Here is a 13981-nt window from a genome sequence, read left to right on the forward strand (position 1 = left end):
GCGAAGCGAAAGCCTGTAAAGCAAAACTTCGTCAAGAAAGCTGTGGACAACCCGACAGTCTTGCCCGGTCTTTCCAGGCGGAGCGCAGCACTCCCGACCAGATCGAACGCGACCATGACGCCCCTGTAGTGGCGCGCTGTTGGCTGTGGCCGCTCCAGACAGGCGGCGAACGTCTGCTTGCGTCACGCGGCCCACCACACCAAGATCCTTGCCCGCCACCGGATTGGCGCCCTTTCGCGGTCATGTGTGCGGCAAGCTGTACCAGAATCTGAATGCGGGCGGTTGACAGGCGAATTATACTTAGACAGTGTATTGTTCATACGCGAATAATGAAGCCACCAAGAACTCGGCCACCATCGCGGAAACAGGGGGAGGGTAGCATGAGGCAGACTGGATGGCTCCGGTGCCTTCCGCGCCATATGGGTTCGGCGGCATGATCCGGCTGGGTGACATGATCACGCGCGCCGCGCGCATGGCTGGCGACGCTCCGGCGCTGACCTGCGGTGCCCACGCGCTGACATGGCGGCAGGTCGAAACCAGATGCTGGCGTGTCGCGCGGGCCTTGCGGGACATGGGCACCGCCCCTGGGGATCGGGTGGCCTATCTGGGGCTGAACTCACACCGCTACTTTGAATGCTATTTCCTGCCATCGCGGATCGGCGCGATCTCGGTGCCGCTGAACATACGCTATGCGCCGCCGGAACTGGCCGCCGTGGTGCAAGGCTGCGCGCCCCATGTCCTGATCGCGGATCGGGCGCATTGGGACCTGGCCCGCCAGATGCAGCAATTGGCAGGCATTCCCCATCTCGTATTTGCCGATGACGGACCGGCGCCCGACGGGGCACCAGGCTATGACGATCTGGCCGCAGGTGACGGACCAGACGACGGAGCGGACATCGACGCGCTGGGGTCGCAATCCGATGACACATTCATCCTGTTCTACACTGGCGGAACAACAGGCCACCCCAAGGGCGTGATGCTGACGCACGCAAATCTGTTTGCGAACACCCAGGGGGGGATCCCGCTCTATGGGTTCAAGGAGCACGAGGTCCAGATGCTGTCGGGGCCGATGTTCCACCTTGGGTCGGGGTCGCGGGTGTTTACCGCCGCCTATCTGCTGCACCATACCGTCATCGTTCCAAAGTTCGACCCGGTCGCTGCGATGGAAACCATTCAGGCCCACGGCATTGCAACAGTCCAGATGGTGCCAACCATGCTGGCCATGCTGCTGGAGCACCCGGACTTTGCCCGCTACGATCTGTCGTCGGTGCGCCTGGTGACCTATGGCGCGGCTGTGATGCCCCAGGCCCTTTTGGCGCGGGTGATGGAGGCGCTGCCGGGTATCGCGTTCTGCCAGGGGTTCGGCATGACCGAATGCTCGCCCCTGGTCACCGCGCTGACCCCGGACCAGCACTATGTCGGCTCTGCGACGTTGGGCACGATCGGGCGCCCGGCGCCGCATGTCGATCTGCGCATCGTGGATGACCGGGATCGGGATGTGCCTCCGGGAACCACGGGCGAGATTCTGACCCGTGGCCCGCATGTGATGAAGGGCTACTGGAACCAGCCCGCGCTGACAGCTCGGGCGCTGCGTGGCGGCTGGTATCACACCGGCGATGCCGCATGGCAGGAATCCGACGGTTTCGTCCATCTGGCAGGCCGGACGGTCGAAATGATCGTGACCGGGGGCGAAAACGTCTATCCGGTGGAAACAGAGAATGCGCTTGCGCTGCATCCTGCGGTGGCCGAGGCGGCGGTGGTCGGCTTGCCCGATCCCCGCTGGGGGGAACGCGTACATGCGGTTGTGCGGCTGAAGCCGGGCCAGAGCGCATCCGCATCCGATCTGACCGAATTCTGCCGTGCCCGTGTGGCCGGCTACAAGCTGCCGCGCAGCTTCACTTTCCGCGACACGCCACTGCCCCTGACCCATGTCAACAAGGTCGACAAGGCACGGCTGAAACGCGAGGCCGCCGAACTGGCCATCACGGCCTGATCCGGCAAGACGGGGCGCCGCCCCACCGAAGCCCCGCCGCAGAGCGGGGCCGACGACCAACAGGAGGAGGACGTAATGACCAACCGATTGATGACATCCCTGGGTGCATTGACCCTGGGCCTGGGGCTGGCAACCGCCGCCCCCGCGCAGATGACCCTGACCTACACCGAAGGCGGCCCCAATCGCGGTACACGCGCAGCCGCAGTCGCCGATTTCGCCGAGACGGTCGGCAAGCTGACGAACGGCGAGGTTACGGTTGACGTGCATTGGGGCGGCGCGCTTGTCGGGCTGACCGCGACACTGGGTGCCGTCCGCGATGGCGTCGCCGACATGGGATCCGTTCTGCAATCCTACGACCCGAAGCGTCTGATCGGATATGGCGTTGGCGATCTGCCGACGCAGTACTCCGATCCTTGGGTCATCATGCGCGCCATGTACGAGTTGATGACGACCGACGAAACCATGGAACGGCTGATGGCCGAACAGAACGTCGTCTATCTGGCCAACTTCACCACGACCGGACTGAACTTCGAATGCGCCGGGGACAACAAGATCGAAGGGATTGCCGATTTCGCCGGAAAGAAGATCCGCGCAAGCGGCACCTATGCCAAGGTTCTGAATGATCTGGGCGCAACCACGATGAACATGGGCTTCGGCGATGTCTATCAGGCGCTCGACACCCGGCTGATCGACTGCACGACCGGATATTTCTACACGGCACAGGCCTACAAGACCTACGAGGTGGCGAACCACTTCTCGATCGCGCAATGGGGTGGCATCGGCGCCTTTGGCATCGCCATCAACAAGGACAGCTATGACGAGCTGAGCGCCGAACAGCAGGGCGCCCTGCGCGAGGCCGGCAGCCAGATGATCGACCGCTTCGCCAAGGCGCAGCTTGACGAAATGGGCAAGATCCGTGCCGGACTGGAAACCGGCGAGATCGGGCGCAAGGTGACTTTGGTCGATTTCCCCAAGGAAGACCTGCTCAAGCTGGAAGAGGCCGGAAACGTCCACAACCAGGACTGGGTCAAGGAAATGACAGACCTCGGCCATGACGGCCAGGGCCTGTTCGACAAGTACCGGGCACTTCTGGCCAAATACGACGCCGAGCGGCAGGAGAAAGGCTATCCATGGGCGCGCTGAATGCGCCTGGTGCGGGGGGCGGCGACGCTGGCCCCCGCAGCCCGTGGCGTCGCGGACTGGAAACGATAGAGACCCTGTTCGCCGCAATCGGTGCAGTGGCCGTGGCCGCCATGAGCGCCTATGTCATCGCAGGCGTGATCATGCGCAACCTGCTGAACATGGCACTTCATGACGAGGCGGTGGTGGTTGGCGAACTGATGATCGCCGCACTTGTGCTGCCGCTGGCCAAGGTGGCGGCAGAACACAGCTTCATCACCGTCGATGTGCTGACAGGGCGTTTTGCTGCGCGCCATGCGATCTGGCTGAATGCGTTGGCGGCGATTGTCGGCCTGATCGCGGCAGGGGCAATGGGATATGCAGGCTGGAGGACGCTCTCCGAGGTGGTGCGCAGCGGCAGTTATTACTACGGAATGCTGCAACTGCCCGAATGGCCGGGCAAGACGATGTTCTTTGCCGGATATGTTCTGTTCGCCGTGCGGCTGCTGGATCTGCTGATCCTGGGCACGCTGGCGCGGCTCAAACGCGAAGGGGCGGCCTGATGGATCCGACCACGATTGGCGCAATCGGCTTTGTCGTCGTCCTGTTGCTGCTAGTGTTGCGCGTGCCTATCGGATTCGCGCTGGCCGCAGTTGCCACGATCTGCGTGTTCCTGGTCTATGCGTGGCGACCCGGACGAGCGTTCAACTTTGATCGGGGCATCAATCCCACGCTGTCGCTGGTGCACTCCAACGCCTTCGACTTTCTGCATTCATATTCGTTGAGCATGGTGCCGATGTTCATCGCGGCGGGGCATATCGCCTACCACGCCCGGATTACCACGGACATCTACAATGCCATGCGGATCTGGATGGCCTCGGTTCCCGGCGGGCTGGCCATTGCGTCGCTGTTCGGCTGCGGCGGATTTTCAGCGATCACCGGCTCCAGCATGGCCTGTGCCTCTTCGATGGGGCGCATCTGCGTGCCCGAAATGCTGCGCTGGGGCTACAAGCCGTCGCTTGCCGGATCGACGGTGGCGATGGGCGGAACGCTGGGCGCGCTGATCCCGCCCAGCATCCTGTTCGTCCTGTATGCCCTGTTCACCGAACAATCGGTCAGCCGGCTGTTTCTAGCGGGCATCATTCCGGGGCTGCTGTCGCTGGCCGGATACATCATCACGGTGATGATCTGGGTACGCATGAACCCGGCGGTCGCACCCAAGGTCGAAATGACCTTTACCGGGCGCGAGAAACTGCGCGCCGTGCTGATCGCCTGGCCTGCCGCTGCGCTGATGACCATCATCATCGGCGGGATCTATGGCGGGATCTTCACCGCGACCGAGGCGGCAGCCGTCAGCCTTGGCTTTGCCCTGACCTTCGGGATCGTCTCGCGCCGACTGACGTGGGCGGCCATCATCGACTCCTTTGTGATCACGGCAAAATCTTCTGCCGCGCTGTTCTTCATTGCGGTCGGGGCCAAGATCTTTGTCTCGCTGGTGTCCTTGACGGGTGTGACACAGGCATTCGTGGATCTGATCCAGTCATCCAATCTGGCGCAGTGGCAGGTGCTGACCTGCATCGTTCTGCTATATCTGGTGCTGGGCGTATTCCTCGACCCGATCGGCACGATGCTGCTGACCCTTCCCTTCGTCATCCCGCTGGTCGAAGGCTATGGGCTGGATCTGGTGTGGTTCGGTGTGATCGTCGTCAAGCTGCTGGAGATCGGTCTGGTGACGCCACCAATGGGGTTGAATGTGTTTGTCGTCGCCTCTGTCGCTGGCAAGGAGGTGGATGCCACAACGACGTTCAAGGGCGTGGCCCGGTTCCTGACCGGAGACCTTGTGGTACTGGCCTTGCTGGTCGCATTCCCCATCCTGTCGCTGTTCGTACCCAATTCGATGAACTGAGACGTTCCGGCCCGCCGCCTGGGTGGGCCGGAGATTTGAAAGGATCGCCCATGCCATCCGGTTCGGCCCCTCGGGCCATGGCAATCGACGCCCCCGGCCCGGCCCAGGTCGTGCCGCTTGCGCCCGGCCTGTTATGGGCGCGTGTCGCGCTGCCGCTGGTGCTGGATCACGTCAACATCTACCTGATCGAGGATGATGGCGGCTGGGCCGTGGTGGATACGGGCGTCAGCGGTCCCGCGACGCGCGCCGCCTTTGCCGCGCTGTTGTCGGGGCCCCTGCACGGCCAGCGGTTTACCCGGCTGATCGTGACCCATCATCACCCCGACCACATCGGCCATGCCGGACAGCTTTGCGCGGATCATGGCCTGCCCTTGCTGACAAGCCTGACCGCCTATCTCAGTTGCCTGACACTGCTGTCGAACCCCTCGCGTCTGGGCGATGGATTCTATGCCGACTTTTACAGCCGCCACGGAATGGCCCCCGACGTCGCCGAGCGCATGAAGGGATGGGGCAAGCATTATGCCGGGCTGGTGGGCGCCCCGCCTACAACCTTTACCCGCCTGCTGGCCGGGGACCGGCTGGATATCGGCGGGCGGGTGTTCGACATCCTGTCAGGTGATGGTCATGCACCGGAACAGCTTATGCTGTACAGCCGTGCCGACAACATCCTGCTGGCGGCCGATCAGGTGCTGCTGGGCATCTCGCCCAATGTCAGCGTCTGGCCAACCGAACCGGACAGCAACCCGCTAGGTCACTATCTGCGATCGCTCGCAGATCTGGCGATGGTCGTGCCAGATGACGCGCTTGTCCTGCCCGGCCATCGTCAACCGTTTTTCGGGCTCCATGCCCGCATCGCCGAACTTCGGGCGCATCACGAGGTGCGTCTTTCCGAACTCCTCGGTGCCTGCGTGGGGGCGCAGCCGTCGGTCGCCGATCTGGTGCCCGTGCTGTTCGACCGCCCGCTCGGGCCGGGGCAACTTGCCTTTGCCTTCAGCGAGACCCACGCCCACGTGAACCACCTTTTGCAATCGCGGCAACTGGCGCTCGCAGATGCGGCCGGTCCGCTGCGCTATTCCGCACCCCGCCAAGCGTCCTGACGGAGAGACCGATGCCCATTCCCGCCCGCCTGTCCAACCTGCGCCTTCCACTTGTCGCCGCACCGATGTTCCTCGCCTCGGGGCCCGATCTCGTGGTCGAGACCTGTCGGGCCGGGGTTGTGGGCACGTTTCCCACGCTCAACTGCCGGACCGTTTCCGCACTAACCGACTGGTTCGCAGAAATCGAAGGGCGCCTGACTACCCATCCAGGGGCGGCCCCCTATGGCGTCAATCTGATCGTGCACAAATCCAATGCACGGCTGGACGACGATCTGGCCCAGGTCGTGGCGCACAAGGTGCCGGTGGTCATCACCTCGTTGGGTGCCGTCAGCGAGATCGTCGAGGCGGTGCATTCCTACGGCGGGCTGGTATTCCACGATGTGATCAACCTGCGCCATGCCGCCAAGGCCGCAGAGGCCGGGGTCGATGGCATTGTTGCCGTCAGCGCGGGCGCTGGCGGACATGCCGGATTAACCCATCCTTTTGCCCTGATACAGGAAATCCGCCGGATCTTTGATGGAACGATCCTGATGTCCGGCGCGATCAGCACCGGCGCCCAGATCGCAGCCGCCCGGATGGCCGGGGCGGATCTGGCCTATATCGGCACCCGATTCATCGCCACCACGGAATCCACTGCGCCAGCAGATCACAAGCAGATGATCCTCGATGCAAGCGCCGCAGACATCATCCACACTCCGGCCATTTCCGGGGTCAACGCAAACTTCCTGCGCCCCTCGATCCGGGCAGCCGGGCTCGACCCCGACAACCTGCCCCCCTACGCAGGAGGACACCGGGGCCATGACGAACGGCCCAAGGCATGGAAGAACATCTGGTCTGCGGGACAGGGCGTCGGCGCCTGTGATCGCGTGGTTCCGGTGGCGGCGCTGTGCGACGAGCTTGCCCTTGGCTATGACACCGCAATCGCCGCGATATCCGCCGATCCGTTCCGCAACCGACCCCGACCCTGAGGCCCGACCGACATGGCCGCACCCTACCCCGCCGACAGGACGCGCCGATGACGACGCCCCTGTCGCCGGTCGCGCGTCCGGCCAGCATTGCCATGTTGGTGGCGCTGGTGCTCGCTGCGGCCATTCACGAATTGTGGCGCGCGGACTGGACGTGGATACCCGGCGGAATGGCCCTGTTCGGCTTCCTGCTGCTGGAGTGGCGGCGGCTGGCGCCTGCGGCGCAGCGATTGGCGGCCATCGTCATCGCCCTTGGAACAGGGTTGCCGCTGGCCAATCTGATCCCGGTCGACACGTTGCACAAGGCGCTCGATCAGGCCCTGTACCTGGGGTTTTTTGTCACTGCATTGGGGGTGTTGCAGGATACCGCCGCAGGATCGCCGCTGATCCGCAGGGCGGGCACTGTGCTGCTGTCGCAACCGCCGGGGCGTCGATATTCCGTACTGACTGCGGGTGGTGCATTGATGGGCGTTCTGTTGAATCTCGGCGCGCTCAGCCTGTTGGGCACGATGATCGCCCAGGCCAACGAGTCGCTTCGGGCCGAAACCGGGGATCGCATCGCCGGGATCCGCTTGCGCCGGATGTCGCTTGCGGTTCTGCGCGGCTTTTGCACCGTTCCGCTGTGGTCGCCTACCTCGATGTCGATGCCGCTGGTGTTCATGGCCCTGCCAAGCCTGACCTTTCTGGACATTCTGCCCGTTGGCGGCAGCATCGCCTTGGCCTTGCTGACGCTGGGATGGATGCTGGACAGAATGACCTATCCTCGCAGACCCCAGGCGGCGCAGCCTCCGATCGACCTGAGCCCCCTGATGCAGCTTCTGGGCCTGGTCCTGCTGATCCCTGCTCTGGGCCTTGGCGTGGCCACTGCGCTGGATATTCGTTCGATCACCGCAATCCTGCTGATCGTGCCGTGTATCGCGCTGGCATGGCAATGGGTGCAGCAGCGTGGTTTCGGTGCCGAACGACCCTTGCGGGCCGCAAGGCAGATCCTGCTGGGCCGCACCCTGCCAAGCCTGCCGGACTTGCGGTCGGAGATCACGATCTTTGCAGCGTCTGGCGCATTGGGGATCCTTCTGATGCCGCTGGTCGATGTCGAAGTGCTGGGCGCCCTTGTGCACTCCATGGGTCTGGGCAAGGGGATGGTGCTGGCGGCCGGGTTCCTGTTCATTTCAGGAATGTCGTTCCTGGGCCTGAATCCCATCGTTTCTGTCACGCTGGTGATGGGCGTCTACCCACGCATACCGGGCTTCAGTTTCGAGCCGATTCATCTGGCAATGATGGCCCTGTCCGGCTGGTCGGTGGCCGTCGGCCTGTCACCGCTGTCCGCATCGGTTCGAATCGCCGCGCGCAGCGTGGGAGTAGAGGCGGCGGTGCTTGGACTGCGCTGGAACCGCAGCTATGGCGTGGCTGCCACCCTGTTGCTGACCTGCGCCATGATGCTGACCGGCGAATTTGGATGAACCGCCCGGTGTCCCCCTGGCCCAGATCAACGCAACCGGTCCGGGTTGCGCCAGATAGAAAATAGGTTTATTATTAACAGATGATCTATTTGTGAGGGCTTCGTGGACAACAAGTCACCCGCCATCAAGCCAGCCAACCGGGATACATCTGGCAACCCGAAGCGTGATCACAAGATCGGCCTTATGTTTCAGCATGTTGCGCGATTGCGCAACCGCTATTTCGACAAACTGGTCGCCGAGGCCAACCTGACAGCCGGGCAGGTGCGCGTCATCAACCTTCTGCTGCGCAAGCAAGGCATGAGCCAGGTCGAACTCGCGCGCATCCTCGGTGTGGGCACCGTTGCCGTAAGCGCACAGCTTGACCGGATGGAAAAGAACGGCTGGGTGATCCGCAAGCCAGACGACCATGACCGCCGGTCCAACCGCGTCTGGCTGACCGAAGCTGGCCTGGCGACCAAGGACTTCCTGGCGGACGGGTTCGCGCAGTTGAACGACACCGCCTTTGATGGGCTGAGCGATGCCGATGTCGATCATCTGATCGCGATGCTGCACCGGATCAGATCGAATCTGGAGACCGCCTGTGCAAAGCATGACGAAGGCACCTGATAAATTCTCATATTAATAATACATAGGTAAACAATTATCTTGTGGATCTTATGCAGGCTTGGCATCCTTGCCTGGTAAACCGACAATGGCCTGATGAATCCGCCCCCTGTCGCAGATCCGGCATTCCCTGCCGAAGATCCGCAGTGCGGGCCGGACCAACCCGCGCGCCAAGGTCGGAAAGACCCGTACGAGAGGTAGTCAATGACCACACAGACCCCAAACCTGGAGGAATTTCGCCAGGATATACGCCGGTTCCTGAACCAACTGCCGGACAGCCTTGTAGAGAAAGGCCGCCTAGGACGCGCTTTGGCCAAAGAGGATTACGCGCTCTGGCACCAGATGCTTCATGCGAGGGGATGGTTAGCCGGGACATGGCCAGAGGAATTCGGTGGCGCCGGATGGAACGCCATGCAGCGCCATATTTTCGAAGAAGAAAGCGCCCTTGCCCATGCGCCCCGCGTATTGCCGTTCGGCATAACCATGCTGGGGCCCGTGCTACAGAAATTCGGCACCAAGGCGCAGCAGGATCACTACCTGCCGCGCATCCTGGATGGCAGGGACTGGTGGTGTCAGGGCTATTCCGAACCCGGAGCTGGGTCGGATCTTGCCTCGCTCAAGACCTCTGCCCGGCGCGAGGGTGACCACTATATCGTCAACGGGCAAAAAACCTGGACGACGCTGGCGCATTACGCCAACTGGATCTTTTGCCTTGTCCGCACGAATCCGCAAGCCGCCAAGCCACAGGAGGGCATTTCCTTCCTGCTGATCGACATGGCGACGCCCGGCATCACCGTGCGGCCCATCGTCCTGCTGGATGGTTCGGCCGAGGTGAATGAAGTGTTCTTCGACAATGTGAAAGTGCCGGTCGAGAATCTGGTGGGAGAGGAGAACCGCGGCTGGACCTGCGCCAAGTACCTGCTGACACACGAGCGCACGAATATCACTGGCGTGGGCTTCGCCACGGCGGGGCTGGATGCGGTAAAGCGGATGGCGGCAGCCCAGGTTGCCGATGGCCGCCCGCTGCTGGAAAATCCTGCATTTTCCTTGCGCCTTGCCAGGGTGGAAATTGCGCTGATGGCGCTTTCCGCGACGAACCTGCGCATGATATCGGCAGCCGCCGCAGGTCAGGCGCCGGGCGTTGAAAGCTCGATGCTCAAGGTCAAGGGAACGCAGGTCCGTCAGGCGATCAACGATCTGATGCGACGGGCGATCGGGCCGCTTGCGCTGGCCTTTCCGTCCGAGGCTGTCGACGGCGCAAATGATGGTCATCCGCCCGGACCGCCCGAGGCTGCGGCCGGACTGCGCCAGTACATGAACAACCGCAAGCTGTCGATCTATGGCGGCTCGAACGAAATCCAGCGCGGCATCATCGCCAAGACGATGCTGGGGCTTTGAGGGGCGCGCCATGGACATTTCGCTGACCGAAGAACGCCGCATGTTGCAGGACAGTCTGCGCCGCACGCTGGCACGCGAGCCCTCGGGGCCCGGCCTGTGGTCCACCCTGGCCGAACTGGGGGCCGGGGCCGCAGTCTTGCCCGAAGACGCGGGCGGCTTTGGGGGAACAGGCGCAGATATCGCCCTGGTTGCCACCGAACTGGGCCGCGCGGGCGCGGGCGTGCCGATGATAGACAGTGTCCTGTTGGGGGCCGGTGTGTTGCACGCGGCGGGCGGCTACTCCGATCTGGTCGAAGCGCTTGCGAACGGCACGGCCCGCGCCGCAGTCGCGGATCTGGAACCGGGGCGGCGATATGACAGTGGCGCCGACTGCCGGGCCAGGGAAACGGGCGATCACTGGCAGTTGACGGGGCGCAAGTCGCCGGTTGTCGGCGGGGCAGATGCGGACTGGCTGATCGTGACCGCCCAAGGCGCCGATGGACCGGGGCTTTGGCTGGTTCAGGCCGATGCGCCCGGACTGAGCCGTCGTCCCTACCCGCTGATGGACGGTAGCGAGGGCGCCGATATCGAGTTCGCGTCGACGCCCGCCCGCTGGCTGGGCGGTGCAACCCTGCTGGACCGGCCCATCGCTGCCGCAACGCTGGCGGTTTGCGCCGATGCCGTGGGCACCATGGACCGCGTGCTGGAGATGACGGCAGAGTACCTGCGCACCCGCAAGCAGTTCGGGCAACCCATCGGCAAGTTTCAGGCACTGGCCCATCGCATGGCCGATCTGCTGATCGAGGCGGAACAGGCAAGATCGGCCGTGGCCAACCTCGCCGAACATCTTGACGCCGCACCCGCGGTGCGGATGCGCTATCTGAGCGCGGCCAAGGTCACTGTGGGCGAAGCCGCTGTCCTGGTGGCAGAAGAGTCGATCCAGATGCACGGCGGCATCGGGCTGACCCAGGAATACGGGCTGGGCCCGCTGGTGCGCCGCCTGTTGGCGGCAGATGCACGATTTGGCGATGCCGACTACCATCTGGAACGGTTTGCCCGCCTGTCGCAAAGCGACTGAGGCGACGCGACCCGGCGAAGATCGGCGGCAGGCCTGGGCCCGCCGCCGCAGTCGCCGGAGGAAACCCTAGATGCTGCGGCCCGTTCTGGCCCAGTATTGTTCTCGCAGCTTGCGCTTGAACACCTTGCCAGAGGCATCGCGCGGCATGTCAGCATCCACCACGATTGTGCGGGGCACCATGTAGCGCGCAATGCGTCCTGCCAGAAACTCGCGTACCGCATCGGCGCTAATGTCCTGGCCTGGCTCCGGCGCCAGAATGGCACAGACGCTTTCCCCAAGATCGGGGTCGGGAATACCAAAGACAGCCACATCCAGCACGCCGGGAAATTCCAGAATCGCGGCCTCGATCTGCGCGGGATAGATATTGACCCCACCCGCGATGATCATGTCGCGCTTGCGGTCGGACAGGAACAGATACCCATCCTCGTCAAGATAGCCCATGTCGCCAGAGGTAATCAGGCCATTCCGCTCGATCGCGGCACGATCCTCGGGGCGCTTGTGATAGGTGAACTCTGCCGTCGTGGCGACACGCCCGTAGATCTCGCCGATCTCTCCGGTCGGGCACGGATTGCCGTGGTCATCATGGATCTCCAGCGTGGCAGATGGCACTTTTCGCCCCACAGAGCCGGGCTTGCGCTGCAAATCTTCCGGCGTTGCCCATGTAAGGGCGCTGGTCTCTGTGCTGCCGTAGAATTCATACAGCACCGGCCCCCACCAGCGCAGGATCGCCAGCTTGACCTCGGCCGGACACGGCGCACCCGCGCAGACCACATGCCTGAGCGACGACAGATCATGGCGCAGCTTCACCGCCTCGGGCAACTTCAGCAGCCGGATGAGCATTGTCGGAACAATGAACATCGTGGTGATCCGGTGCGCCGCGATCAGTCGCAGCGTGTCCTCGGCATCGAAACGGGGCATCAAGACCAGTTCGCCGCCGCCATGAAACGTGCCGTTGCCAAAGCGGTTCGGCGCGGAATGATAGAGCGGCGTTGGCAGCAGCGTGCGCGCATCCGGCACGAACAGCCCATTGTACCCTTCGGTGTTCGGTATGTTCTGGCCAAGGCGCAGGACACCTTTGGGGTTTCCTGTCGTGCCCGAGGTATACAGCATGGCGGAACTCGGTCCGGGCAGCGGCGCCTCATGGGAAGGATGGTCCCGCAGGATATCTGCCAGCGGCTCTGCACCCGCCGGCGGCTGACACACGGAGGGGGAAAGCCGATAGGCCGCCGCCAACTCCTCTGGCACCTCCACAGCCACGATCAGCAGGCGGGCCACGAGGTCTTGCGGCCACTCCGGCATCTGGCGATGCAACAGATCGGAATGGCCGATAACGGCCGCCGCATCGCAATCGTCGATCACATAGGCTGCTTCGCGCGCGGTAAAATGCCAGTTGACCGGCACAGCGACCGCGCCCAGCAATGTCACCGCCAGGGTTGCCGTCAGAAACGCGATGTCATTGCGCAACAACAGCACCACGCGGCTGCCCTGTCCTACCCCTGCCACGTGTAATCTGGTCGCAAGGCGGCGGGCGTCTGCGATCACCTCGTCACCAGTCTGGCTGCGGTCGCCCGACAGAACCCGATGGGCCATGGCTACCTCCCCTTGAACACTGGCTTGCGCTTTTCGGAAAAGGCGCGCACCCCCTCCTCGAAATCCTCGGAGTTGAAGGCGGTGTCCTGGCACAGGGTTTCCAGCCGCAGCGCGTCGTCGAGCGAACTGTTGCCCGCAGCCAGCACCTGACGCTTGATCATGGCAAGCGATGTGGTCGCCCCCGCCGCCAACCGATGGGCCAAGGCCATTGCCGCAGGCAGGGCGGCGCCGGACTCGGTCAGTTCGGTGATCAGGCCGATCGCCTCGGCCTCGACGGCGCCAAGGCTCTGGCTCAGCATGGCCAGCCGCGTGGTGCGCGCCTCGCCGATGCGCCTGGCCAACATATAAAGCGCACCGCCATCCGGCGAGGCACCGATGCGGGCAAAGGTCAGTTGAAAACTGGCATCCCGCGCCGCCACGATCAGATCTGCCGAAAGCGCCAGCGAAAACCCCACTCCTGCCGCGGGCCCGTTCACCGCCGCAATCACCGGAACAGGAATTTCCCGCAACAGGCGCGTGATGGGGTTGATCCCTGCGATCATCTGCCGCCCAACCTTGCCGCGCCGCGCCAGGATTGTGGACAGATCCAGATCTGCGCCCGAACAGAACCCCCGCCCTGCCCCGGTCAGCACGATGGCGCGCGCCTGCGGGTCCATCAGCTCTGCGCGCAGCGTTGCAATCAGCCCTTCGCGCATGTCCATGGACAGCGGATTCAGCCGGTCGGGCCGGTTCAGCGTCAATGTCAGAACGCCGCCGTCGCGGGCGATTTCAAGATCGCTCATGTCACGTCCTC

Annotated in this window: 12 protein-coding genes; 10 read left to right on the plus strand and 2 right to left on the minus strand. The window is 63.6% G+C overall.

The genetic code is table 11. The annotated features are described in order from the left end of the window. Nucleotides 1–403 precede the first annotated feature (403 nt). The 10 genes from BW970_RS16050 (at nt 404) to BW970_RS16095 (ending at nt 11598) form a co-directional block, all read left to right on the plus strand. On the plus strand, nt 404–1993 hold the full coding sequence (locus BW970_RS16050; protein ID WP_200799303.1) for an AMP-binding protein: 1590 nt from the start codon (nt 404–406) through the stop codon (nt 1991–1993). 75 nt (nt 1994–2068) lie between these two features. Beyond that, nucleotides 2069–3136 carry a C4-dicarboxylate TRAP transporter substrate-binding protein gene (locus BW970_RS16055; RefSeq protein WP_076533293.1) on the plus strand — a complete coding sequence of 356 codons (1068 nt, stop codon included), beginning with the start codon at nt 2069–2071 and terminating at the stop codon, nt 3134–3136. Beyond that, nucleotides 3124–3675, plus strand: a complete 552-nt coding sequence (locus BW970_RS16060; protein ID WP_076533298.1) for a TRAP transporter small permease — start codon at nt 3124–3126, stop codon at nt 3673–3675. The genes BW970_RS16055 and BW970_RS16060 overlap by 13 nt, the downstream gene beginning before the upstream one ends. After that, complete coding sequence (locus BW970_RS16065; protein WP_076533307.1) at nt 3675–5018, plus strand: TRAP transporter large permease; 1344 nt, start codon at nt 3675–3677, stop codon at nt 5016–5018. The genes BW970_RS16060 and BW970_RS16065 overlap by 1 nt, the downstream gene beginning before the upstream one ends. 50 nt (nt 5019–5068) lie before the next feature. Further along, nucleotides 5069–6115 carry an MBL fold metallo-hydrolase gene (locus tag BW970_RS16070; protein ID WP_076533309.1) on the plus strand — a complete coding sequence of 349 codons (1047 nt, stop codon included), beginning with the start codon at nt 5069–5071 and terminating at the stop codon, nt 6113–6115. Nucleotides 6116–6126: 11 nt separating this feature from the next. Further along, nucleotides 6127–7083 carry an NAD(P)H-dependent flavin oxidoreductase gene (locus BW970_RS16075; RefSeq protein ID WP_076533311.1) on the plus strand — a complete coding sequence of 319 codons (957 nt, stop codon included), beginning with the start codon at nt 6127–6129 and terminating at the stop codon, nt 7081–7083. Between the two features lie 47 nt (nt 7084–7130). Beyond that, on the plus strand, nt 7131–8540 hold the full coding sequence (locus tag BW970_RS16080) for a hypothetical protein (RefSeq protein WP_076533313.1): 1410 nt from the start codon (nt 7131–7133) through the stop codon (nt 8538–8540). A 183-nt stretch (nt 8541–8723) separates the two neighbouring features. Continuing rightward, nucleotides 8724–9146 carry a MarR family winged helix-turn-helix transcriptional regulator gene (locus BW970_RS16085; RefSeq protein WP_076533315.1) on the plus strand — a complete coding sequence of 141 codons (423 nt, stop codon included), beginning with the start codon at nt 8724–8726 and terminating at the stop codon, nt 9144–9146. 201 nt (nt 9147–9347) lie between these two features. Then, nucleotides 9348–10541, plus strand: a complete 1194-nt coding sequence (locus tag BW970_RS16090; protein WP_076533317.1) for an acyl-CoA dehydrogenase family protein — start codon at nt 9348–9350, stop codon at nt 10539–10541. Nucleotides 10542–10551: 10 nt separating this feature from the next. Beyond that, complete coding sequence (locus BW970_RS16095; protein ID WP_076533319.1) at nt 10552–11598, plus strand: acyl-CoA dehydrogenase family protein; 1047 nt, start codon at nt 10552–10554, stop codon at nt 11596–11598. A gap of 66 nt (nt 11599–11664) precedes the next feature. On the opposite strand, the gene BW970_RS16100 is transcribed toward BW970_RS16095, so the two are convergent. Both BW970_RS16100 and BW970_RS16105 read right to left on the minus strand, forming a co-directional pair. After that, nucleotides 11665–13188 carry an AMP-binding protein gene (locus tag BW970_RS16100; protein WP_076533321.1) on the minus strand — a complete coding sequence of 508 codons (1524 nt, stop codon included), beginning with the start codon at nt 13186–13188 and terminating at the stop codon, nt 11665–11667. Nucleotides 13189–13190: 2 nt separating this feature from the next. Then, nucleotides 13191–13970: an enoyl-CoA hydratase/isomerase family protein gene (locus BW970_RS16105; protein WP_076533323.1), complete on the minus strand. Its 780-nt coding sequence runs from the start codon at nt 13968–13970 to the stop codon at nt 13191–13193. Between the last annotated feature and the right edge of the window lie 11 nt (nt 13971–13981).

It is taken from the genome of Gemmobacter megaterium (assembly GCF_900156815.1).
Taxonomy (GTDB): domain Bacteria; phylum Pseudomonadota; class Alphaproteobacteria; order Rhodobacterales; family Rhodobacteraceae; genus Wagnerdoeblera; species Wagnerdoeblera megaterium.